The sequence below is a fragment of the Geodermatophilus sp. URMC 65 genome, from assembly GCF_053502545.1.
Genome location: NZ_CP199954.1, coordinates 620640 through 641688, shown reverse-complemented (window position 1 = coordinate 641688; position 21049 = coordinate 620640). Strand labels below are relative to the sequence as shown.

Below are 21049 nucleotides of genomic sequence, written 5' to 3'. Positions count from 1 at the left end.
CACGGTCGCCGGGGATTCCTCCACGACATCCCCGCTGCCACCGGTCGGCCAGCCGGAGCAGGCCGGACGCCGCGACGTGCGGGACGGGGTGCCGGTCCCGGGTCCGCAGGACGCCGTCGAGGTCGACGACGAGGGCGGAGTCCGTGGACCGGGAGCTCATGCGGGGAAGAGCCACGCGAGGCTGCGCCGGGCGGCCGTGGCGTACTCCGCACGGCCCGTGCGCAGGCCGTACCCGAGGTCCTCGAGGGCGGCGCAGCGCGCGAAGAACTCGATCCGCGGGCCGGCGTCGGGCAGGCCGCCGTACGCCTGCAGGGCCTCGGCGAGGAAGGCGGGCCCGAGGTCGCGGTGGATCCGGGCGAAGTCCAGGGCCGGGTCGGTGATCGCGCAGTCCGACCAGTCGATCACGCCGGTGAGGCCCGTCCCGTCGGCGAGGAGGTGCTCGGCGCCGAGGTCCGCGTGGGCCACCACGCGCAGTGCGGACGGGCGCGGCACGCTCGACCGGACCACGCGCAGCAGCTCGGGGGGCCCGTTGAGGTCCGCCAGCCACTCCGCGGGGTCGGCGTCCTCCTCGTCGACGAGCCCGTGCACCGCGTCCGGGTCGGTGGCGTGCAGGTCGCGCAGGAACCGGCCGAGCACGGCGGCGGTGCCCGGCGCAGGCGTCCGGCCGAGCAGCGGCTGCCCCGGCAGCAACCGGTAGCCGAGGACCCCGGCGTCCCCGTCGGCGAACACGGGGACGGGGACGGCCAGCGGCAGCCGCGGCGCGAGGACGTCCAGCAGGCCCGCCTCGCGCTGCACGTCCGAGCCGTCGGCCACCCGGAGGACCAGCTCGCCGGCGGTGAAGGCGGTGTTGTCCAACCCGCGGCCCAGCTCCCGGAGCGGCAGGTCGGCGAGCTCGGGAGCGTGCCTCCGGAGCGCTGCGGCGGCGCGTGCCGCCGCGGGCCCGGTCACGGGCCCGGTGCGCCGACCGCTCCGCTCACTCGCGGGGTGGGGCGGGCATCGCGCGCCGGTGGTGCGGGCTGTCCGGGTTCAGCAGCGAGTGCTTGCGGCCGTAGGCGAAGTAGATGGCGAAGCCGATGAGCAGCCAGACCCCGAAGCGCGCCCAGGTCTCCCAGGGCAGCTGCCAGATCAGGAACAGCGACGAGAGGACCCCGAACGCGGGGACGACGGGCATGAGAGGCAGCCGGAAGGAGCGGGGGGTGTCGGGCTGGGTGTAGCGGAACAGGATGACCGCGGCGCACACGACGATGAACGCCGACAGGATGCCGATGTTGGTCAGGTCCGCCACGGCGCGGATCGGGAAGACGCCGGCGAGCAGGGCGGAGGCCACGCCGGCGATCCAGGTCACGCGCTGCGGGGTGCCGGTCCGGTCGACCTTGGCGAACCACGGGGGGAGCAGCCCGTCGCGGCTCATGGAGAACCAGACGCGGGTGACGCCGAGCAGGAAGGTCAGCATCACGGTCAGGATGGACAGCACGGCGAACACCGAGATGATCGTGGCGATCACCGGCAGGCCGACGCTGGTGAAGGCGGAGGCGAAGCCCGCGGTCGGGTCGATGTCCTGGTAGTTCTGCATCCCGGTGAGCACCAGGGTGGCGGCCACGTAGAGCGTCATCGCGATGACCAGCGACAGGATGATCGCCTTGGGCATGTGCTTCTTGCCGTCCTCGGCCTCCTCGGCGGCGGTGCTCATCGCGTCGTAGCCGAAGACCGCGAAGAAGACGGTGGCCGCGCCGGTGAGCACCGGGCCGAACCCGGCGGGCAGGAACGGGTCGTAGTTCTCGGCGTTGATGTAGAAGACGCCCAGCCCGATGATGAACAGGATCAGCACGATCTTGATGGCCACGGCGATGAGCTCGAACCGGCCGAAGGCCTTCGTGCCGCGGCTGAGGATGAAGGTGACCAGCAGGCAGATCAGGATGGCCGGGATGTTGACGATCCCGCCCTCCTCGGCGGAGGCGGTGACCGACACCGGCAGGGCGACCCCGAAGCCGTTGAGGAAGGCCTCGAGGTAGCCGGAGATGCCGATCGCCACGACCGCGACGATGGCGATGTACTCCAGGAGCAGGTCCCAGCCGATGAACCACCCGATGATCTCGCCGAGGGCCACGTACCCGTAGGTGTAGGCCGAGCCGGCCCGCGGGATCATGCCGGCGAACTCGGCGTAGGACAGCGCGGCGGCCGCGGAGGCCAGGCCGGCGATGAGGAAGGCGATGAGCACGGCCGGCCCCACCCCGGGGTTGTCCTCGTCGCCGGCCGCCACCAGCCCGGCGAGGGAGAAGATCCCGACACCGATGATGCCGCCGACGCCGATCGCGGTCAGCTGCCAGAGCCCGAGGCTCTTGGCCAGTGCGCCGGCCCCGCTGTCCTTCTCGATCTCGTCCATCCGGTCCACCGGCATGCGCCGCCAGATCGACTTCCCCGCCTGCGTGCTCATGCGTTTCCCCTCGCGGTCGGACCAGGACGGTCGGTCAGGAACCTCCCCGCAGCTCGCGGCGGAGGATCTTGCCGGTGACGGTCTTGGGCAGCTCGTCGACGAGGACGACGCTGCGCGGGTACTTGTAGGCCGCCATGCGTTCCCTGCAGTGCGCGATGAGCTCCTCGGGCGTCGCGCTCGCGCCGGGCACGAGGCTGACGAAGGCCCGCACCGTCTCCCCGCGCTTCTCGTCGGGGACGCCGACGACCGCGGACTCGCGGACCGCCGGGTGCTCGGCGAGGACGTCCTCGACCTCGCGCGGCCACACCTTGTAGCCCGACGCGTTGATCATGTCCTTCTTGCGGTCGACGATGAACACCCAGCCTTCGGGGGTCATGAAGCCCACGTCGCCGCTCTTGAGCGCGCCGCCGGGCAGGTTGGCGGCGGTCTCCTCCGGCTTGCCCCAGTAGCCGGCCACCACCTGCGGCCCCTCGGCGACGATCTCGCCGACCTCGCCGAGCGGGAGGTCCTTGCCGTCGTCGTCCTGGATGCGCACCACCGTGCTCGGCGCCGGGACGCCGACCGACAGCGCGCCGGACTCGGGGTCGACGGGGGACGGCGAGCCGAACGGCGTGACGGTCATCGGCGAGGTCGTCTCGGTCAGGCCGTAGGCGTTGTGCACCTGCTTGCCGGTGGCCTCGAGGAACCGTCGTTCGGCGGCCGGCGAGATGGGGGCGCCGCCGGAGTAGATGGACGTGAACGACGTGAAGTGGTCCCGGGTGACCCCGGGTGCGTTGAGCAGCGCGCTGAACGCCGTGATCGCGCCGATGGTGAACGCCGGCCGGTGCTCGAGGAAGGCGTCGAGGACGACCTGCGGCTCGAACCGGTAGGCCAGCACCAGCGGAGCCGGCACCAGCATGCTGACCGCGATGTGCCCGATCAGCCCGGTGATGTGGAACAGCGGGGCGATGCCGAAGACAGCGCCGTCCCGCCCGGCGCGCACCCAGTCGCGGTAGACCTGCGCGGTGAAGACGACGTTGCGGTGGGTGTTCATGGCGCCCTTGGGCACCCCCGTCGTCCCCGACGTGTAGGTGAGGAAGGCGACGTCGTCCGGGCCCAGCTGCACCGGGGGCGGGGTCTGCCCGCGGTGCTCGGCCAGGAACTCGCCGAGGTCCGTCGTCCCCTCGTGCCGCTGCCGGCTCACCCCGGCGAACAGCCGCTCGTCGTTGCGGGTCTGGAACTCCAGCTCGCTGGTCGTGAGCACCAGCCGGACGTCGGTGTGGGGCACGACGTCGCGGGCGACCTGGTCGTACAGCGACTCCAGGGACACCAGGACCGTGGCCCCGGAGTCCTCGAGCAGGTAGGAGAGCTCGCGGGCCCGGCTCATCGGGTTGATCGAGACCATGATCCCGCCGGCCTTCCAGGCCGCCACCATCGCGATGACGAACTGCGGGACGTTCTGCAGGTAGACGGCCAGCCGGTCGCCGGGGGCGAAGCCGTTGGCGAGCAGGCCGCTGGCCAGGGCGTCGCTGAGCTCGTCGAGCTCGCGGCGGCTGACGGCGCCGTCGAAGTAGCGCAGCGCGTCGCCCGAGGGGTCCCGGGCCAGGCCCGCGCGGAACATGCTCAGGGCGTCGTCGAACTCGATCTCGTAGTCGGCGGGCTGGTCGCCGTAGCGCGCCAGCCAGGGCCGTTCGTCGTAGTCGCTCACGGGTGCAGCCCTACTTGATGACGACGGGGTTGACGGGGGAGCCGCTGCCCTTGGCGACCTTGAGCGGAGCGGCGACGTAGAGGAAGGCGTACTGCCCGTCCTCGGCGCAGTCGGCGGCCAGCTGCTCGAGGTCGGCGATCTCGGTGAGCGTGACGCCGAGGTTGCGCATGAGCGCGTTGTGCAGGACGAGGGCGACCCCCGTGTTGGGGTCGGTGGTCACCTCGTTGGCGATGGTGTCGGTGACCAGGTTGGGGATCTCCATGTCCTGGAACCACTGCACGAGCTCGGGGCTGTAGACCAGGCCGGGCTCGTTGAAGCCCTCGTAGAACGCCTCGCCCTGCTCGAAGAACAGCTGCAGGAAGTTGGTCCGGATGACCAGGATGTCCCGCTTCTGGATCTCCACGCCCTGCGCCTGCGCGCAGGCCACCAGGTCCTCGTGCGTGAAGGTCTCGCCCTTGTCGAGGGTCTCCTTGCCCCGGAAGCGCGCCATGTCGAGCAGCACCGCCCGGCCGACGACGCCGCGCTGGGCGATCGGCTCGACGCTGGCCTTGTCCAGACCGCCGATGGTGGTGCGGGCGTCGTAGCCGTTCCAGATCTTGCCGCCGTACCAGACGTGGCCCAGTCCGTCGTACTGCGTCGAGCCCTGGAGGAAGGCGTTGATCTTGTCGTCGGCGTAGTGCAGGCCGCCGGGGTACTGCGGCGCGTCGGGGGAGTCCCAGGTCGACTCGTCGAGGATCTGGGTCCGCTCGGCGGGCGTGCGCCCGGGCCACACCGGGTCGCCCTTCGGGTCGCCGATCAGCCGCTGCAGGGTGAAGACCTTGCCGGAGCGGACCAGCCGGGCGGCGGCGAGCACCTGCTCCGGGCCGAGGTAGTTCAGCGAGCCGACCTCGTCGTCCGGGCCCCACTTGCCCCAGTTCGTCGGCGCGTCGGCGAGCAGGTCGTCGAGGGCGGGGACGGCGGGGGGCGCGTCGGTCACGGGTACCTCCTGGGCTGGGAAGGGGCCGCCGGGATACGGGCGGGTCGGTGTCGTGGACTATCCCGTCGGTGTGGTGCAGACCACAAGCACGTGCAACATTCGGCGCAACGCCGCTCACCCGCACCCCGACCGCAGAGAGGGACGTCATGAGCACCGTCGCGCCTGCCCACCCCGAGTCCGTCTTCACCTACGGGGCGCCGCAGCTGAAGTTCGGGAGCGGGGCCTCCGACGAGATCGGCTACGACCTGAGCCGGTACGGCGTCCGGCGGGTGCTGGTGGTCACCGACGCGGGGCTCGCGGCCACCGGCATCCCGCAGCGCGTGGCCGACCAGATGGCGCAGTTCGACATCGAGGCGCGCGTGTACGACGGCGTACACGTCGAGCCGACCGACGTCAGCCTCGTCGCCGCGATCGAGGAGGCCCGCTCGACCGGGCCCTGGGACGCCTTCGTCGCCGTCGGCGGTGGCTCCAGCATCGACACGGCCAAGGCGATCGACCTGCTGACCACCAACCCCGGCGAGCTCATGGACTACGTCAACGTCCCGGTCGGGAAGGGGCAGGCGCCGTCGAAGCCCCTGAAGCCGCTCATCGCCGTCCCGACGACGACCGGCACCGGTTCGGAGAGCACCACCATCTGCGTGATGGACGTGATCGCGGCGCGGGTGAAGACCGGGATCAGCCACGCGATGCTGCGCCCGACCCTGGCCGTGATCGACCCGGACCTCACGCTGACCCAGCCGCCCGGGGTGACGGCGGCGTCGGGCATGGACATCCTGTGCCACGCCCTGGAGAGCTACACCGCGCGCTGGTACACGACCTACGAGCACAAGACGCCCGACAAGCGGGTGCCCTACTGCGGCTCGAACCCCATCTCGGACATGTGGTCGGAGAAGGCGCTCACCCTGCTGGCCGGCTCCTTCCGGCGGGCGGTGCGGCACGGGGACGACGTGCAGGCGCGCGCCGACATGTCAATGGCGGCGACCTTCGCGGGCATGGGTTTCGGCAACGCGGGGGTGCACATCCCGCACGCCAACGCCTACCCGATCGCCGGGCAGGTGAAGGACTTCCACCCCAAGGACTACCCGGCGGACGAGCCGATGGTCCCGCACGGGATGTCGGTCGCGCTGACCGCGCCGGAGGCCTTCCGCTTCACCTTCGAGGCCGCGCCGGAGCGGCACGTGCGGGCGGCCCAGCTGCTGGCGCCCAACGCGGGTCTGCCGACCGAGGCGGTCGACTTCCTGCCCATGGTCCTGACCGACCTGATGCGCGACATCGACATCCCCAACGGCGTGGGCGCGGTCGGCTTCAGCGAGGACGACATCCCGGACCTGGTCGAGGGCACGATGAAGCAGCAGCGGCTGCTGGCGACCTGCCCCCGCGAGGTCACCGAGGACGACATCGCCGGGATCTTCCGCCGGTCCATGTCCCTGTGGTGATCAGCCGAGGCGGACGACGCTCTTGGTGACCTGGGCGGTGGCGACCAGCTCGCCGTCCACCACGGCCTCGGCGCGCATGAACGCGACCGCGCGGCCGCGGCGCAGCACGGTGGCGGTGACGTCCACCCGCTTGTCGGCGGCCACCGGCCGCAGCAGCGACACGGTCTGGTCGTGGGTCACCGCGTGCTCGGCGTCGGACAGCCGGGGGAGCAGCGCGAGGTAGCTCGCGGTGTCCAGCAGCGTCGTCACCACGCCGCCGTGCAGCACCGCCGCCTGATTCTGCGCCGAGCGGCCGACCGGGAACCACAGGCCGGCGGCGGGGTTGGCCGGGTCGCGCAGCTGGATGCCCAGGAAGCGGTTGAGCGGGATGTCGAGGACGGCCCGCACGCGGGCGGCGGTCTCGGTCTCGGACGGCACGCGGGACACCTCTCGTCGGGGACCGGCCGAGCCTCGCACGCGCCCGGGTCGGTCACCCCGCGGGCGGGGCGACCGGCTCCTCGAGCCAGTTCCAGCTGTGGTGGCTGAACACGGTCTTGTTGCCCTGGGCGTCGTACACGACGAGGTGACCGGTGGCGGTGAAGCTGAAGCGCGCGTCGTCGTCGAAGCGGATCACTTCACCATCGGCTCGGTGGAGGTCGAAGGCCATGCCCGGAGCCTGGCACGAGAGCGGGCCGGCCACCGCCGATCCACCGCGGTGCGCTGCCGGCGGCCGGGACCGACAGCGGCGCCGACGACGCCGTCGGACGCGGCTCGCCCTCACACCCGGACCGTCCGCGTCACCCACAGCTGCGGGGTGACGAGCACGCGCCCGGACGGCGGCGTGGACCCGGGGACGGCGCCGAGGTCGGCGCTGCGGTCGCCGAGCCGCAGGGCGAGCGTGTCGGCGCGCTGGTCGAGCAGCAGGCGCACCTCCACGCCGTCCGTCGGCACCGCCTCGAGGACGAACCCGAAGTCCCAGGGCCCGCGCGGCCCGTGCACCGGGAGGTCGCGCCCGGCGACCCGTGCCTCGCGCACGGAGGCGCCGGCGGCGTCGACCCACAGGCCCACCGCGGGCGCGCCGCGCGCCGAACGCAGCCGCAGGACGAGCTCGCGGTCGGTGCCGCGCCGCGTGTCGGAGAGGACGGCGACCTCGGGGGGCGGCAGGTCCACGGCCGGCGCCGGCCCGTGCGCGAGCACCCGCCCGTCCGTGTGGGGGAGGACGTCGTCGAGCGCGGCCGGCGCCTCGGTCAGCAGCGACGCGCTCCACGCGCTGGGTGGTTCCCGCCGGGAGGCCCACAGCGCCTGGCCGGTGTCGGCGTCGAGACCGTAGAGGAGCTGCTCCTGGCGCGGTGGCGTCGCGCCCTCGCGGTTGACGACCAGCCCGGCTGCGGTGAGCACCGCTGCGAGGACCAGCGCTGCCACCGGCGTCCCCGCCGTGCGCCAGGCCCCTCGCCGTGCCCCCTGTCGGTCGGTTCGTGACGGCCAGGCGAGGCCCACCACCGGCAGCACCAGGAGCACGAGCAGCCCGGCGAGCACGGCGCTGAACGGCCCGCCCAACCCCATGCCGACGTCGAAGCCGAGCCAGGCGCCGGGACCCAGCAGCACGGCGGCGGCCGCGGACGCCAGGAGCACCGCCGCGGCGCGCAGACCGGTCCACCGGCGTGGCGAGAGGTCGTGCACGACGGCCCCGGCGGCAGCGCACAGGGTCGGCAGCACCAGCATCCCGGAGACGCCCGGGACGGTGAGGGCGACCAGGACACCCGTGACCGCGAGGACGACCACCGCCCCGACGGCCACGGCGTCCAGGCCCGTCCAGCGGCGCAGCAGCCCCACCACCGACAGCACCGCACCGACCGCGGCGAGCAGCACCGCCGCCTGGTAGAGCCCCGGGCGGTACGGCTCCCCGACCACCGCGGAGGCCTGCCCGGGGTCGATGGCGAGCGCGGCCTGCCACGTCCCCCACCCCGCCAGGCCGGCCACGGCGAGCGCCGCGACGGCCCCGAGGGCCCCCAGAGCGGTACGGGGCAGCGTCAGTGCGCGCTGACGCCGGCGCAGGACCAGCGCCACGACGGCGAGGGCGAGGGCGGCGAACGCGAGGGGGACCTCGAGCCCCTGCGGGTAGCGCAGCAGCCCCCACGGCAGGGTGGTCACGACCTGCTCGGCGCCGCGGGGGACCGCCGTCAGGTCGGCGGCGGCGAGGTGCCGGGTCACCGCGAGGCTGACCTCGCCCATCTGCTGCACCGATGCGGGGCTCAGGTGCTCGAGGTCGTCGACGGGGGAGTGGTAGTGCGCTCCGCCGGCCGAGATGGCCGTGTCGAGCCCGTGCAGGCCGGCCGCGGCGAGGGGGGTGAGGTCGGTGTCGTTGGGCAGGGCCTCGAAGGCGGCTTCGGAGGCGGACTCCGCCATCGCCCCGGGGGCTCGGGCGAGGGCGTCGAGCAGGGCGCCGTTGGGCGACGTCGTGCGGAAGGTCGTCGGCGTGCCCCAGGCACCGCGAGCCTCGTGGTTGAGCACCACGGCGGTGCCGAGGGAGGCGGCGCGCTCGCGGGTGAAGGCGTCGGCCCCGAGCAGTCCCGCCTCCTCGGCGTCGGTGAGCAGGACCACGACGTCGTTGCGGGGTGGTGGGACCCCCTCGGCGGTCAGGGTCCGGGCGATCTCGAGCAGCACCCCCATCCCCAGGCCGTCGTCGCCGGCTCCCGGTGAGGCGGCGACCGTGTCGTAGTGGGCGGCGAGCAGCACGGTCCCCGTGGGGTCGGTACCCGGCAGGGTCGCCACGACGTTGCGCACCAGCGCCACCGGTTGCGTGCCGGGCCGGCCGGAGTCGGTGGCCCCGACGGCCTGGTGCACCTCGGTGCGCCACCCCCGGGCGTCGAGGACGGCCAGCAGGTGGTCGCGCACCCGGGCGTGCTCGATCGACCCGACCGGACGCGGGGCGACGGCGACCTGCTCGAGCTCGGCCATCGCCCGACCGGCGCTGAACTCCTCCGCCGGAGCCCCGGTGTCCCGTGGCTCGGCGGGGGCGAGGACCAGCACCGACACGACGGCGACGGAGAGGAGCCCGACGAGCGCGAGGACGCCGGCCGGCCGGGGCGCCCGCGGTTCCGGGGGGGTCGTCCTGCGCACGGCGGTCACGGGCCAGCGCTCACGTCGTCCCGGCCGAGGTCACGAGCTCGTGAGGACGACGAGCTGCCGGGTGGCCCGGGTCATCGCGACGTAGCGGTCGACCGCTCCCTCGATGCCCTCGCCGAACGCCTCGGGGTCCACGAGGACGACCAGGTCGAACTCGAGCCCCTTCGACAGCTCCGGGGTCAGCGACCGGACGCGGGACGTCGCCTGCACCCCCGCCCGGGAGGTGGGATCGCCGATGACGCAGGCGGTCCCCTCGGCGTGCGCGGCGAGCCAGGTGTCGAGGACCGAGTCCAGCTCCGAGGCCGATCCGTGGACGACGGGGACGCCGGTGCTGCGGATGGAGGTCGGCACGTTGGCGTCCGGGAGCACGGCCCGGATGACCGGCTCGGCCTCCGCCATGACCTCTGCCGGTGTCCGGTAGTTGACGATCAGGGAGGCCAGGGTGATGTCGTCGAGCCCGATCCGTGCGAGCCGCTCCTGCCACGACTCCGGGAACCCGTGCCGGGCCTGGGCGCGGTCGCCGACGATGGTGAGGCTCCGCGACGGGCAGCGGAGCAGCAGCATCTGCCACTCCGCATCGGTCAGCTCCTGGGCCTCGTCGACTACGACGTGCGCGAAGGGGCCGGCGAGGGGGTCGGGGTCGGCGCCGGGGAGCGCGGCCTCGTCGACCAGGGCGTCGCGCAGGTCCCGGTGGCGCAGGCTCGTCATCAGCAGCAGCTCGGAGTCGTCCGCCGCGATCAGCTCGTCGATGACCCCGGCCATGCGCTCGCGTTCGGCGGCGACGACGGCGTCCTGCCGGCGTCTGCGCCGCGATGCCTCCGGGTCGCCGAGCCGCTGCCGTGCCGCGTCCAGCAGCGGCAGGTCGGACACCGTCCAGGCACGGGGGTCCTCCCGTTGCAGGGCCCGGACCTCGTGGGGGCTCAGCCAGGGCGCGCACCTCCGCAGGTAGGCCGGCACCGACCACAGGTCCCCGACGAGGTCGGTCGCCTCCAGCAGCGGCCAGGCGCGGTCGAAGGCCGTGCGCAGCGCCCGGTCCTGCTGCAGCGACCTGCGGACCTGCTCGGCGGGGACGTCGTCGTCGGCTTCGTGCGCGTCGGCCAGGATGGTGAGCAACTCCTCCCAGACCTGGTGGCGCGCCTCGTTGTGCGGAGTACCGGGGTCCGGTGCCTCGAACGCCTCGGCCCAGTCGTCGGCGCTCAGCCAGACGTCGGACCAGGGCGTCTCGACCGCCATCCCCTCGCGAGGCGGTTCCTCGTAGAAGCGGACGGCCGTCTCGATCGCCTGCACCAGATCCGCGGACGACTTCAGCCGGGCCACGTCCGGGTCGGTCTCGACCGCAGCCGCGGCTCCCTCCGGGACGAGGTCCCGCAGGGTGCAGGTCCGCACGCCCTCCTCGCCGAGGCTGGGGAGGACGTCCTGGACGTAGGAGAGGTAGGGCTGGTGCGGACCGACGACCAGCACGCCACCCCGGTGGTGACCGAGGCGGGGGTCGGAGTACAGGAGGTAGGCGGTGCGGTGCAGCGCGACGACCGTCTTCCCCGTACCGGGGCCGCCGTCGACGACGAGAGCCCCGCGGGACCCCGCCCGGATGATGGCGTCCTGGTCGGCCTGGATGGTGCCGAGCACGTCGCGCATCCGGGGTGACCGGCTGCTGCCCAGGCTGGCGATGAAGGCTGACTGGTCGTCGAGCGCGGCGGCGTGCCCGTCGAACCCGTCGGGGGTGAACACCTCGTCCCAGTAGTCCGTGATCCGGCCGCGGGTCCAGCGGTACCTGCGGCGGCTCACCAGACCCATCGGGTCGGCGTGGGTGGCTCCGAAGAACGGCTCGGCCGCGGGGGAGCGCCAGTCCACCAGCAGCCGCCGGCCCGCGCTGTCCGTGAGGCCGAGTCGTCCGACGTACACGGGCTCGGGGTCGTCCGCGCGGACGACGTGTCCCAGGCACAGGTCCAGGCCGAATCGGCGCAGGGTACGCAGGCGGGCGGTCAGCCGGTGGACCTCCAGGTCCCGGTCCAGCGCCGCCTGGCCGGTGCCGCCGGGCGCCCTGCGCTCGGCGTCGAGGCGGTCGGTCAGGTCGGCGATCGACTGCCGGAAGCTCTCAGCGACGGCCGCGAAGTGCTGCTCGTCGACGGCGATCAGCGCGGGGTCGGCCTTGTGGGACAGGGTGTCGGGCAGGTCGAACACGCTGGTGGTCAGGGACGCCACATGGGCTCCGATCGACTTCCCCGGGGACTCGTACGTCGGCGACGACACAGGCACTGGGCGACTCCGTTCCCGCAGGTCTCGGCCTCGGCCGGCGATTCTCCGGTCCGTCCCGGGTCTTGCCGCAAGTCCCCCCGTGAGCTATACGTTGAGGTGGCGGAGAGGAGTTCTCCCCGTCCCCGGGACGCCCGGTCACCCCGCCACCGCGACGACCCCGCCGTCCACCTGCTCCCGGCTGTCAGACGAGCGCCTGCCGCAGCACGTCGGCGTTGTCGAGGTACCAGCGACGCGTGCCTTCGGCCCGTCTCATGGCCCCGCCGGCCAGGTACTCGGAGAAGGCGGGGTGGCCGTTCGCGGCCGCGGTCCCGACGATGTCGTACAGCCACTGGTGGTTGTGCAGGACCGCCGGGACGAGGGCCTCCCGGTCACCCCGGTCCAGGCCGTAGCTGTCCACGAAGAGCCGGAAGCGGTCGAGTGCCCGGCCGCGCCTGCTGTCGTCGATGTAGCGGTCCGGCCGCAGCGGGGCCCACAGTCGCGCGGCACACGCGACGTCCCACACCCGGCAGCCCGGGCTGGCGAGGTCGAAGTCGATCAGCGCGGCGGCCCGCCCGTCGCGGAAGACGACGTTGTCCAGGTTGACGTCGTTGTGGCTGATGAGCTGCCCGGCGAAGGGCGGGGGCGGCGAGGGCGGCCACAGGTGCGGCGCCGGGGAGAAGGTGCTGACCGCCCGGTGGTAGTCGCGCAGGAGGTGGGCGACGCTGACGAGCGCCTCGTCGGTGAGGGCCCAGGCGGGATAGGGCGGCGTGATGGCCGTTCCAGTCACGTAGGAGAGGACCTCCCGCGCCTGCTCGTCCACGCCGAGGAACCGGGGAGCGCCGTCGAACCCGACGTCGGCGAGGTGGCGCAGCAGAGCGTGGGTGGCCGGACTCGTGGCGCGCTGGGGCCGCCGGACGGTGTCGCCGACGCGCACCACTCGTCCGCGGTTGGCGGTACCGCCCAGGAGGAGGACCTCGGATTCCGTCTCGCCCGGCATCGGCCTCCTCAGGTCGTCCACGATCGGTCGGCGCAGGCGCTCACTCCTCGAGGACGGCGTGGGCCAGGGCCGTGTGCGTCACGATGCCACCGATGAGACCGCTGCGGAGCGCGGCGCGGACGGCGGGGCCCTTCGACTCGCCGTAGGGGATGATGACCACCTCGGGGATCGCCCGCATCTGCTCGGCGTCGATGCCGATCATCCGCTCGGACAGCTCGGTCCGGATGGCCTCGCCGTCGGCCGAGAGGAAGACGCCGGACACGTCGGCGCAGACCCCCAGGCGGTGCAGTTCCGTGCGGTCGTCCTCGGACAGGGCGTCGTACAGGGTGGACTGGCCGGGCTTCCAGAGACCGACCCCGGCCACGGCCTTGGTCACGAGGGGGAGCTGGGCGAAGGCGCGCGCCACCTCGGGCTGCCTCCGGAGAGCCCGCGCGGTGGCCGCGTCGGGGACAGTGAAGGGCGCGTAGAAGACGTGCGCCGCGCCGCCCGATGCGCTGGCGACCTCCCGGACGACGTCCACCGACGTGTCGGGTCCGTCCGGCAACGACAGCGCCCCGGTGAGCTGGACGACCGGCGTCCCGGGGAGTGGCGGCAGCGCCCGGGCCATCGCGCTCACCGCCCGGGCCCACGCCAGACCGAGCACGTCCTGCGGCGTGATGATCTCCGCGAGCAGCCGGGCCGCCGCCCGCCCGAGGTGGCCACGGAGCGAGTCGGCGTCGTCGTCGGGTGTGTCGACGACGATCGAGTGCTGCAACCCGAAGCGGTCCTGCAGCCGCGCCGACAGGTCGACGTCGATCTCGCCCTGGTGGCGGATCTCGATGCGCACCAGCCCGCTCTCGCGAGCCGCGTCGAGCAGCCGGGCGACCTTGAAGCGGCTCAGGCCGAACTCCTCGGCGATCTCGACCTTGGTCCGGCCGTCGAGGTAGTACCGGCGTGCGACGGATGCCGTGAGGACGACCCGGGCCGGGCCGTCGTGCACCTCTGCCATGTGCCACTCCTGCTCATGTGAGCGTCTGGGTGCTCACTATGGCACACCCCTTGACGTGACCGGTCGGCCGGATGAGACTCACGCCACACACATCTGAGACCCCCTCTGCTCATATGAGCGAGCGCGTGGTCGGCTCAGGGGAGGACTGCACCGTGCACAGACACGTGCGACCTGCGCTCGCGGCGGCGACGGCGACCGCACTGGCCCTGGGGGTCGGCGGGTGTGCCGGCTGGGGCGGGGGTCCCGCTGCCGGCGGGCCCAACACCATCAACGTGCTGATGGTCAACAACCCGCAGATGGTCGACCTGCAGCAGCTCACCGCCGAGCACTTCACCGCGGAGACCGGCATCACGGTCAACTACACGGTGCTGCCGGAGAACGACGTCCGGGACAAGATCAGCCAGGAGTTCTCCAGCCAGGCGGGGCAGTACGACGTCGCCACCCTGAGCAACTTCGAGATCCCCATCTACGCCCGCAGCGAGTGGATCGCCCCGCTGGACGAGTACGTCGCGGCCGATGCGGAGTTCGACCAGGACGACGTCCTCGGCCCGCTGACGGCGTCGCTGTCCGGCGACGACGGCCGGCTGTACGGCGAGCCGTTCTACGGCGAGTCCTCGTTCCTGATGTACCGCAGGGACGTCCTGGAGGCCGCCGGCATCCAGATGCCCGCGAACCCGATGTGGCAGGAGGTCGCCGACATCGCCGCACAGGTCGACGGCGCCGAGCCGGGGATGGCCGGGATCTGCCTGCGCGGCCAGCCCGGGTGGGGCCAGCTGTTCGCGCCGCTGACCACCGTGGTCAACACCTTCGGCGGCACGTGGTTCACCGAGGACTGGGAGCCCGGAGTCGACAGCCCGGAGTTCCGTGAGGCCACCCAGTTCTACGTGGACCTCGTCCGGGAGCACGGCGAGGTCGGTGCCCCGCAGGCAGGCTTCACCGAGTGCCTGAACAACGTGGTCCAGGGCAACGCCGCGATGTGGTACGACGCGACCTCGGCCGCCGGCTCGCTCGAGGCCGCCGACTCGCCGGTCAAGGGCAAGATGGGCTACGTCGCGGCCCCGGTGGTCGAGACCGACAGCTCGGGCTGGCTCTACGCGTGGTCCTGGAGCATCCAGCAGGCCAGCGCGAAGAAGGACGCCGCCTGGGAGTTCATCTCCTGGGCCTCCAGCGCGGAGTACGAGCAGCTCGTCGGCGAGGAGCTCGGCTGGTCCAAGGTCCCCGCCGGGAAGCGGGCGTCGACCTACTCCAACCCGGACTACCTCGCGGAGGCCTCGGCGTTCGCCGAGCCCACCCTGGCGGCCATCGAGAGCGCCGACCCGAACGACCCCGGCGTGCAGCCCCGCCCCGCACCCGGCATCCAGTTCATGGGCATCCCGGAGTTCCCGGACCTGGCCACCCAGGTGTCCCAGGACGTCAGCTCCGCGATCGCCGGCCGGACGACCGTCGAGGAGGCGCTCGAACGAGGGCAGCAGCTCGCCGAGGACGTCGCCGAGCGCTACCAGGAGCGGGAGTCGAAGTGACCGGGACGGCAGGACGACACCAGGGGAAGGCAGCGGGATGAGCACCACTCTCGAGACCAGCCGCGGGCGCGGTCAGCAGCCGCCGACACCGCCTCCGGCCCCACCCTCGCCGTCACCGGGCGGAGCGCTCCGCCGGTCCGCCGACTGGGCCCGCCGCGCACCGCTGCTGCCCGCGCTGGTCTTCACGATCATCGTCACCCAGCTGCCGTTCGTGGTCACGCTGATCGTCTCGTTCATGGACTGGAACGCCTACTACCCCGACGAGCGCGGCTTCGCCGGGTTCGGCAACTACGCGAGCGTGCTGACCGACGTCAACATGCGTCAGGCCATCCTCACGACGGTCATCCTCACCGTGGTCGTCGTCCTGGTGAGCCTGCTGCTGGGGATGGTCATCGCGCTGCTGCTGGACCGGCAGTTCCGCGGCCGCGGCGTGGTGCGCACCATGATGATCACGCCGTTCCTCATCGTCCCGGTCGCGGCGGCGCTGCTGTGGAAGCACGCACTGTTCAACCCCGAGTACGGCCTGCTCAACGGCACGCTCACCGCGATCTGGCGGCTGTTCGGCTCCGACAACGCGCCGCAGCCGGACTGGATCACCATGGCGCCACTGGTCTCGGTCGAGGTCGCCCTCATCTGGCAGTGGACGCCGTTCATGATGCTGATCCTGCTGGCGGGGCTGCAGAGCCGGCCGCTGGACGTCATCGAGGCGGCGCGCATCGACGGCGCGAGCAGCTGGCAGATCTTCCGCTACATGACCTTCCCGCACCTGCGCCGCTACCTGGAGCTGGGCGGGCTGCTGGGGTCCATCTACATCGTGCAGAACTTCGACGCGGTCTTCACGATCACCTCGGGCGGCCTGGGCACGGCGAACCTGCCGTACGTGATCTACCAGACCTTCTACCAGGCCCACGACTACGGCCGGGCGTCCGCCGCCGGCGTCGTGGTCGTCATCGGCACGATCGTCATCGCCACGCTGGCGCTGCGGACGGTGTCGACCCTGTTCCAGGAGGAGAACGCGCGATGAGCTCCGTCACCGACGTCGCACCGGTCGCCGCCACCCGTACGCCCGAGGGCCGGCCCCGCCGGCCGCGCAAGCCGCGGTCCGGGGCCCTGCTGGGGGTGGCCGCCTGGCTGATCGGCTTCCTGTTCGTCGTGCCCGTGCTGTGGATGGTGCTCACGTCGTTCCACAGCGAGGAGGACGCCGCCACCAACCCGCCGTCGGTCTTCGCTCCGCTGACCACCGAGGGCTACCGGTCCTTCTTCGGCGTGGGCACCGGCACGAGTCCCTGGCCGTCGCTGCTCAACTCGCTGACCGCCAGCGTCGTCTCCACGATCATCGTGCTGGTGCTGGCCATCCCGGCCGCCTACGCGCTGTCGATCAAGCCGGTGCGCAAGTGGACCGACGTCATGTTCTTCTTCCTGTCCACCCGGATGCTGCCGATCGTGGCGGGGCTGCTGCCGATCTACCTGTTCGCCCAGTGGAGCGGCCTGCTGGACAACATCTGGCTGCTGATCGTGCTGTACACGGCCATGAACCTGCCGATCGCGGTGTGGATGATGCGCTCGTTCCTCGCCGAGGTCCCGGTCGAGATCCTCGAGGCGGCGTCGATGGACGGCGCGGGGCTGATGCTGACCCTCCGCGCGGTCGTGGCGCCCATCGTCCTGCCGGGCATCGCCGCGACCTCGCTGATCTGCTTCATCTTCAGCTGGAACGAGCTGCTGCTGGCCCGGACCCTGACCGGCACCGTGGCCGGGACCGCGCCGGTGTACCTGACCGGCTTCGTGACCAGCCAGGGGCTGTTCCTCGCCCAGGTCTGCGCGGCCTCGTTCGTGGTGTCGCTGCCGGTGCTCGTCGCCGGCTTCGCCGCCCAGGACAAGCTGGTGCAGGGGCTGTCGCTGGGAGCGGTCAAGTGAGCGCGGCGACCGGGACGGTCCCGGGGACCGGGGACCTCCGTCCGGCGGCCACCATGCGGGCCTCTGTCCTGCGCGGTCCCGGTGACGTGGTCGTGGAGGAGCGGGCCGTCCCGCAGCCGGGCCCCGGTGAGGTGGTGGTCCGCGTCGCCTCGGTCGGGGTCTGCGGATCGGACACGCACTACTACGACCACGGGCGCATCGGCCGGTTCGTCGTCGAGTCCCCGCTCGTGCTGGGTCACGAGGCGGCGGGGGAGGTGGCCGCCCTCGGCCCCGGCGTCACCACGCTCGCCGTCGGGCAGCGGGTGTCGGTCGAGCCGGGGGTGCCGGACCTGACCTGCCCGCAGTGCCTGGCCGGGCGCTACAACCTCTGCCCTGGCATGCGCTTCTTCGCGACCCCGCCGATCGACGGTGCCTTCGCCGAGTACGTCGTCGTCCACGCGGCCTTCGCCCACCCGGTGCCCGACACGATCGGCGACGACGCCGCCGCACTGCTGGAACCCCTGTCGGTCGGCATCTGGGCCTGCCGCAAGGGCCGGGTGGGCGCCGGCTCCCGGGTGCTCGTCACCGGGGCCGGACCCATCGGGCTGGTGAGCGTCCAGGTGGCGCGGGCGTTCGGCGCCACGGAGATCGTGGTGTCCGACGTCAACCCCGCGCGGCTGGCCCTGGCCCGTGACCTCGGCGCCACCGAGGTCGTCGACGCCCGGACGGCCCGCGTGACGGACCTGCCCCGCCCGCCCGAGGTGCTGCTGGAGTGCTCCGGTCACCCGGCGGCCACCGGCGAGGCCATCCGCGCCCTCGACCGGGCCGGTCGGGCGGTGCTCGTCGGCATGGGCGGTGACGAGCTGCCCCTGCCGCTGTCGGTGGTGCAGGAACGGGAGCTCGAGGTCACCGGCACCTTCCGCTACGCCAACACGTGGCCGACGGCGATCGCGCTGGTCGCCGCCGGGCGGATCGACCTCGACCGCCTGGTCACCGGCACCTACCGCCTGGACCAGGCCGAGGACGCGCTGACGGCCGGTCGCCGCGACCCGCAGTCGGTGAAGGTCGTCGTCCACCCCCAGACCTGACGTCCCCCCTGACCTCTGGCCCAGCAAGGAGAGATCCCATGGCCTCCGTCACCTACGACCGGGCGAGCCGCATCTACCCCGGCTCCGACAAGCCCGCGGTCGACGCCCTCGACCTCGAGATCGCCGACGGCGAGTTCCTCGTCCTGGTCGGCCCCTCCGGCTGCGGCAAGTCCACCAGCCTCCGGATGCTCGCCGGTCTGGAGGACATCGACGACGGCGCGATCCGCATCGGGGACCGGGACGTCACGCACCTGAAGTCCAAGGACCGGGACATCGCCATGGTGTTCCAGAGCTACGCGCTGTACCCGCACATGACGGTCGCGGACAACATGGGCTTCGCGCTGAAGATCGCCGGGGTGGGCAAGGACGAGATCGCCCAGCGGGTCCAGGAGGCGGCGAAGATCCTCGACCTCGAGACCTTCCTGGACCGCAAGCCCAAGGCCCTCTCCGGCGGGCAGCGCCAGCGCGTCGCCATGGGCCGGGCGATCGTGCGCTCGCCGCAGGTGTTCCTCATGGACGAGCCGCTGTCCAACCTCGACGCCAAGCTGCGCGTGCAGACCCGCACGCAGATCGCCGCGCTGCAGCGACGGCTGGGGACCACGACGGTCTACGTCACCCACGACCAGGTCGAGGCGATGACGATGGGGGACCGCGTGGCGGTGCTGCGGGCCGGCGTCCTCGAGCAGTGCGACACGCCGCTGCGGCTCTACCAGGAGCCGGCCAACGTCTTCGTCGCCGGGTTCATCGGATCCCCCGGCATGAACATCGCGGAGTTCCGCCTGGACGACGGGCACGCCGTCCTCGGGCGGGCGCGCCTGCCACTGACCACCGCAGCCCTGAGCGCCCTCTCCGCGGAGGGGGCCGACCGCGTCGTCGTCGGCTTCCGGCCGGAGTCCCTCGACCTCGCCGCGGAGCAGGACCCCGGCGCCTTCCCCGTGGACGTCGGGGTGGTGGAGGAGCTCGGCTCCGACGCGTTCCTGCACGGGACGCTGCCCGAGCTCAGTGAGTCCTCGGGCCCGCTCGCCGAGAACATCGTCGCGCGGGTGGACCCCGCCCGGCCGCCCACGAAGGGGGAGCGGGTGCACCTGCGCATCCAGCCGGGCAAGGAGCACCTCTTCTCCCCGTCGACCGGACGCCGGATCACGGCCTGAGAGCCGAGCAGGAGGAGCAGCCGTGCAACAGCTCAGCACCGCGACCCTGACGTCCCTCGACGGCTCCCTGTCCGTGCCCTCCTACGACCGGACGCAGGTGCGGGCCGGGATCGTGCACCTGGGGGTGGGCGCCTTCCACCGGTCGCACCAGGCCATGTACGTCGACCGGCTCCTGGAGCAGGGGCAGGCGCGGGACTGGGGCATCTGCGGCGTCGGGGTGCTGCCCTCCGACCGCCGGATGGCCGAGGTGATGGCGGCCCAGGACTGCCTCTACACGCTCGTCGTCAAGCACCCCGACGGCGCCATGGAGCCGCGGGTCGTGGGATCGATCGTCGAGTACCTCCTCGCGCCCGACGACCCCGAGGCGGTCGTCGAGAAGATGGCGGCCGAGACGACCCGGATCGTGTCGCTGACGGTCACCGAGGGCGGCTACAACATCGCCGCGGTCACCGGTGAGTTCGACGCGACCCATCCCGACGTCGTCTCCGACCTCCGGCCCGGCGCCGCGCTGCGGACGTCGTTCGGCCTGGTCACCGAGGCGCTGGTGCGCCGGCGCGACCGCGGGCTCGCCCCGTTCACCGTCGTGTCCTGCGACAACATCCAGCACAACGGCGACGTCGCCCGCCGCAGCTTCGCCGCCTTCGCCACCCTGCGGGACCCGGAGCTCGGCGCGTGGGTCGAGCGCGAGGTGCCCTTCCCGAACTCCATGGTCGACCGGATCACCCCCGCGACCACCGACGACGACCGGGCCGAGGTGGCCCGGCGGTTCGGCGTCGACGACGGGTGGCCGGTGGTCTGCGAGCCCTTCACCCAGTGGGTGCTGGAGGACCGCTTCAGCCTCGGGCGCCCACCGCTGGAGGACGCCGGTGTCCAGATCGTCGACGACGTGGACCCCTACGAGCGGATGAAGCTGCGGCTGCTCAACGCCAGCCACCAGGGGCTGGCCTACCTGGGCCGCCTCGCCGGCTACCGGCTGGTCCACGACGCGGCGCAGGACCCGCTCTTCCAGGCGTTCCTGCTCGGCTACATGGAGGAGGAGGCGACCCCGACCCTGCTCCCGGTGCCCGGCATCGACCTCGACGACTACCGGCGGGAGCTCATCGCCCGCTTCTCCAACCCCGCCGTCCGCGACACGCTCGCACGGCTGGCCTTCGACGGCTCGGAACGGCTGACGAAGTGGCTGCTCCCGGTCGTCCAGGACAACCTCGCCGCGGGCGGCGAGGTGCGCCGGTCGGCCGCGGTCGTCGCCGGCTGGGCGCGGTACTCCGAGGGCGTGGACGAGCAGGGCGAGCCGATCGAGATCGCCGACCGGAGGCGGGAGTCGCTCAGGGCCGCCGCGCTCCGCCAGCGGCAGGACCCGCTCGCCTTCATCGCCGACCGGGAGCTGTTCGGGGACCTGGTCGACGACGAGCGGTTCACCACCCACTACCTCGCGGCGTTGACCTCGCTGTACGAGCACGGGGCCCGGGCCACCCTCGAGGCGCTGGTCGACCGGGGGCGGACGCCGTCGACCGCGCTGGGCAGCACCGGGCCCTGACG

The 21049-nt window shown here is 72.8% G+C and carries 17 protein-coding genes; 7 read left to right on the top strand and 10 right to left on the bottom strand.

Features of this window, described 5'->3' with window-relative positions; translation table 11 throughout:
• Nucleotides 1–156 precede the first annotated feature (156 nt).
• The 4 genes from ACWIX7_RS02985 to ACWIX7_RS02970 are packed head-to-tail and all read right to left on the bottom strand — an operon-like array spanning nucleotide 157 to nucleotide 5097.
• Nucleotides 157–948, bottom strand: a complete 792-nt coding sequence (locus ACWIX7_RS02985) for a phosphotransferase family protein (protein ID WP_448620133.1) — start codon at nucleotides 946–948, stop codon at nucleotides 157–159.
• A gap of 25 nt (nucleotides 949–973) precedes the next feature.
• A complete protein-coding gene (locus ACWIX7_RS02980) occupies nucleotides 974–2434 on the bottom strand; it encodes an amino acid permease (protein WP_448620132.1) in 1461 nt (486 codons plus the stop codon).
• Nucleotides 2435–2468: 34 nt separating this feature from the next.
• Complete coding sequence (locus tag ACWIX7_RS02975; protein WP_448620131.1) at nucleotides 2469–4121, bottom strand: AMP-binding protein; 1653 nt, start codon at nucleotides 4119–4121, stop codon at nucleotides 2469–2471.
• Nucleotides 4122–4131: 10 nt separating this feature from the next.
• Nucleotides 4132–5097, bottom strand: coding sequence for a cyclase family protein (locus tag ACWIX7_RS02970; RefSeq protein WP_448620130.1), 966 nt, complete (start codon nucleotides 5095–5097; stop codon nucleotides 4132–4134).
• Between the two features lie 146 nt (nucleotides 5098–5243).
• Between ACWIX7_RS02970 and ACWIX7_RS02965 the strand changes: the two genes are divergently transcribed.
• Nucleotides 5244–6533 carry a hydroxyacid-oxoacid transhydrogenase gene (locus tag ACWIX7_RS02965; protein ID WP_448620129.1) on the top strand — a complete coding sequence of 430 codons (1290 nt, stop codon included), beginning with the start codon at nucleotides 5244–5246 and terminating at the stop codon, nucleotides 6531–6533.
• Here the strand turns inward: ACWIX7_RS02965 and ACWIX7_RS02960 are convergent, their stop codons facing one another.
• The 6 genes from ACWIX7_RS02960 to ACWIX7_RS02935 form a co-directional block, all read right to left on the bottom strand.
• The gene (locus ACWIX7_RS02960) at nucleotides 6534–6950 is read right to left on the bottom strand and encodes a PaaI family thioesterase (RefSeq protein ID WP_448620128.1); all 417 of its coding nucleotides are present in this window, start codon (nucleotides 6948–6950) and stop codon (nucleotides 6534–6536) included.
• Nucleotides 6951–7002: 52 nt separating this feature from the next.
• The gene (locus ACWIX7_RS02955) at nucleotides 7003–7179 is read right to left on the bottom strand and encodes a hypothetical protein (protein WP_448620127.1); all 177 of its coding nucleotides are present in this window, start codon (nucleotides 7177–7179) and stop codon (nucleotides 7003–7005) included.
• 110 nt (nucleotides 7180–7289) lie between these two features.
• The gene (locus tag ACWIX7_RS02950; protein ID WP_448620126.1) at nucleotides 7290–9632 is read right to left on the bottom strand and encodes a M28 family peptidase; all 2343 of its coding nucleotides are present in this window, start codon (nucleotides 9630–9632) and stop codon (nucleotides 7290–7292) included.
• Between the two features lie 39 nt (nucleotides 9633–9671).
• Nucleotides 9672–11840, bottom strand: coding sequence for an RNA polymerase recycling motor ATPase HelR (gene helR, locus ACWIX7_RS02945; protein ID WP_448620125.1), 2169 nt, complete (start codon nucleotides 11838–11840; stop codon nucleotides 9672–9674).
• A gap of 235 nt (nucleotides 11841–12075) precedes the next feature.
• On the bottom strand, nucleotides 12076–12870 hold the full coding sequence (locus tag ACWIX7_RS02940) for a phosphotransferase (RefSeq protein ID WP_448620124.1): 795 nt from the start codon (nucleotides 12868–12870) through the stop codon (nucleotides 12076–12078).
• A gap of 40 nt (nucleotides 12871–12910) precedes the next feature.
• A complete protein-coding gene (locus ACWIX7_RS02935; RefSeq protein WP_448620123.1) occupies nucleotides 12911–13858 on the bottom strand; it encodes a sugar-binding transcriptional regulator in 948 nt (315 codons plus the stop codon).
• A 164-nt stretch (nucleotides 13859–14022) separates the two neighbouring features.
• On the opposite strand from ACWIX7_RS02935, the gene ACWIX7_RS02930 reads away from it, so the two are divergent.
• Genes ACWIX7_RS02930 through ACWIX7_RS02905 form a run of 6 tightly spaced genes read left to right on the top strand, consistent with a single transcriptional unit; the run spans nucleotide 14023 to nucleotide 21047 of the window.
• Nucleotides 14023–15378 (top strand): ABC transporter substrate-binding protein, encoded by a 1356-nt coding sequence (locus ACWIX7_RS02930; protein ID WP_448620122.1) that lies wholly within the window; start codon nucleotides 14023–14025, stop codon nucleotides 15376–15378.
• Between the two features lie 37 nt (nucleotides 15379–15415).
• A complete protein-coding gene (locus tag ACWIX7_RS02925; protein ID WP_448620121.1) occupies nucleotides 15416–16402 on the top strand; it encodes a carbohydrate ABC transporter permease in 987 nt (328 codons plus the stop codon).
• The gene (locus ACWIX7_RS02920) at nucleotides 16399–17292 is read left to right on the top strand and encodes a carbohydrate ABC transporter permease (RefSeq protein ID WP_448620120.1); all 894 of its coding nucleotides are present in this window, start codon (nucleotides 16399–16401) and stop codon (nucleotides 17290–17292) included. The genes ACWIX7_RS02925 and ACWIX7_RS02920 overlap by 4 nt, the downstream gene beginning before the upstream one ends.
• Before the next feature lie 53 nt (nucleotides 17293–17345).
• A complete protein-coding gene (locus tag ACWIX7_RS02915) occupies nucleotides 17346–18359 on the top strand; it encodes an NAD(P)-dependent alcohol dehydrogenase (protein ID WP_448620119.1) in 1014 nt (337 codons plus the stop codon).
• A 38-nt stretch (nucleotides 18360–18397) separates the two neighbouring features.
• Nucleotides 18398–19510: an ABC transporter ATP-binding protein gene (locus ACWIX7_RS02910; RefSeq protein WP_448620118.1), complete on the top strand. Its 1113-nt coding sequence runs from the start codon at nucleotides 18398–18400 to the stop codon at nucleotides 19508–19510.
• Nucleotides 19511–19532: 22 nt separating this feature from the next.
• A complete protein-coding gene (locus tag ACWIX7_RS02905) occupies nucleotides 19533–21047 on the top strand; it encodes a mannitol dehydrogenase family protein (protein WP_448620117.1) in 1515 nt (504 codons plus the stop codon).
• The last annotated feature ends 2 nt before the right edge of the window (nucleotides 21048–21049 follow it).

Coding starts and splice junctions, on each gene's coding strand:
- ACWIX7_RS02935 (WP_448620123.1), bottom strand. CDS start 13,858: ATGGCAGAGGTGCACGACGGCCCGGCCCGGGTCGTCCTCACGGCATCC.
- ACWIX7_RS02915 (WP_448620119.1), top strand. CDS start 17,346: ATGCGGGCCTCTGTCCTGCGCGGTCCCGGTGACGTGGTCGTGGAGGAG.
- ACWIX7_RS02965 (WP_448620129.1), top strand. CDS start 5,244: ATGAGCACCGTCGCGCCTGCCCACCCCGAGTCCGTCTTCACCTACGGG.
- ACWIX7_RS02920 (WP_448620120.1), top strand. CDS start 16,399: ATGAGCTCCGTCACCGACGTCGCACCGGTCGCCGCCACCCGTACGCCC.
- ACWIX7_RS02955 (WP_448620127.1), bottom strand. CDS start 7,179: ATGGCCTTCGACCTCCACCGAGCCGATGGTGAAGTGATCCGCTTCGAC.
- ACWIX7_RS02910 (WP_448620118.1), top strand. CDS start 18,398: ATGGCCTCCGTCACCTACGACCGGGCGAGCCGCATCTACCCCGGCTCC.
- ACWIX7_RS02940 (WP_448620124.1), bottom strand. CDS start 12,870: ATGCCGGGCGAGACGGAATCCGAGGTCCTCCTCCTGGGCGGTACCGCC.
- ACWIX7_RS02925 (WP_448620121.1), top strand. CDS start 15,416: ATGAGCACCACTCTCGAGACCAGCCGCGGGCGCGGTCAGCAGCCGCCG.
- ACWIX7_RS02980 (WP_448620132.1), bottom strand. CDS start 2,434: ATGAGCACGCAGGCGGGGAAGTCGATCTGGCGGCGCATGCCGGTGGAC.